Raw genomic sequence first — 1705 nt, 5'->3', positions numbered from 1 at the left:
GGTAAGTTCGGCGGTGTCCTACTCTCCCACAACCCTTCGGTTGCAGTACCATCGGCGCTGTCAGGCTTAGCTTCCGGGTTCGGAATGGGACCGGGCGTTTCCCTGACGCTATAACCACCGAAACACTCCGAAACAACACACCTGAGGTGGTGTTTCAGAACCGTAGAGTGGATGCGTAACATCTTCGTAGGCAAGTCCTCGGCCTATTAGTACCAGTCAACTCGACAACACATTACTGTGCTTCCATTTCTGGCCTATCAACCCAATGGTCTGTTGGGGGCCTTAACCCACAAAGGGGTGGGATACCTCATCTTGGAACAGGCTTCCCGCTTAGATGCCTTCAGCGGTTATCCCTTCCGAACGTGGCCAACCAGCCATGCCCCTGGCGGGACAACTGGCACACCAGAGGTTCGTCCGTCCCGGTCCTCTCGTACTAGGGACAGCCTTCCTCAAGTATCCTACGCGCGCGGCGGATAGGGACCGAACTGTCTCACGACGTTCTAAACCCAGCTCGCGTGCCGCTTTAATGGGCGAACAGCCCAACCCTTGGGACCTACTCCGGCCCCAGGATGCGACGAGCCGACATCGAGGTGCCAAACCATGCCGTCGATATGGACTCTTGGGCAAGATCAGCCTGTTATCCCCGGGGTACCTTTTATCCGTTGAGCGACACCCCTTCCACCAGGAGGTGCCGGATCACTAGTCCCGACTTTCGTCCCTGCTCGACATGTCTGTCTCACAGTCAAGCTCCCTTGTGCACTTGCACTCAACACCTGATTGCCAACCAGGCTGAGGGAACCTTTGGGCGCCTCCGTTACCCTTTAGGAGGCAACCGCCCCAGTTAAACTACCCATCAGGCACTGTCCCTGAACCAGATCATGGCCCGAGGTTCAGATTCCCAATTCGACCAGAGTGGTATTTCAACAACGACTCCACCACAACTAGCGTTGCAGCTTCACAGTCTCCCACCTATCCTACACAAGCCGAACCGAAAACCAATACCAAACTATAGTAAAGGTCCCGGGGTCTTTCCGTCCTGCCGCGCGTAACGAGCATCTTTACTCGTAGTGCAATTTCGCCGGGCCTGTGGTTGAGACAGCCGGAAAGTCGTTACGCCATTCGTGCAGGTCGGAACTTACCCGACAAGGAATTTCGCTACCTTAGGATGGTTATAGTTACCACCGCCGTTTACTGGCGCTTAAATTCTCAGCTTCGCCCCGAAAGGCTAACCGGTCCTCTTAACGTTCCAGCACCGGGCAGGCGTCAGTCCATATACATCGTCTTGCGACTTCGCATGGACCTGTGTTTTTAGTAAACAGTCGCTTTCCGCTGGTCTCTGCGGCCACCCACCCCTAGCCTGTAAAAAGCTTCAGGATGTTTGGCCCCCCTTCTCCCGAAGTTACGGGGGCATTTTGCCGAGTTCCTTAACCACAGTTCACCCGATCGCCTTGGTATTCTCTACCTGACCACCTGTGTTGGTTTGGGGTACGGGCCGTGCATGCACTCACTAGAGGCTTTTCTCGGCAGCATAGGATCACTCTACTTCGCCTCAAACGGCTACACATCACGTCTCAGCCTATTGCCATGCGGATTTGCCTACATGACAGCCTACACGCTTATACCAGGACAACCATCGCCTGGCGGAGCTACCTTCCTGCGTCACCCCATCGCTTGACTACTACGAAATCAGGTCCCACGCTCCACA

At 55.2% G+C, this 1705-nt stretch carries 2 rRNA genes; both read right to left on the bottom strand.

Going from position 1 to position 1705, the window contains the following annotated elements:
- Positions 1–5: 5 nt before the first annotated feature.
- Positions 6–122, bottom strand: a 5S ribosomal RNA gene (gene rrf / locus ACWED2_RS48265).
- Between the two features lie 64 nt (positions 123–186).
- A 23S ribosomal RNA gene (locus ACWED2_RS48260) occupies positions 187–1705 on the bottom strand; the annotation flags it as partial.

It is taken from the genome of Amycolatopsis sp. NPDC005003 (assembly GCF_053600695.1).
Note: the sequence above shows the minus strand (reverse complement) of the source record. Positions and strands in the feature narration are given on the sequence as shown.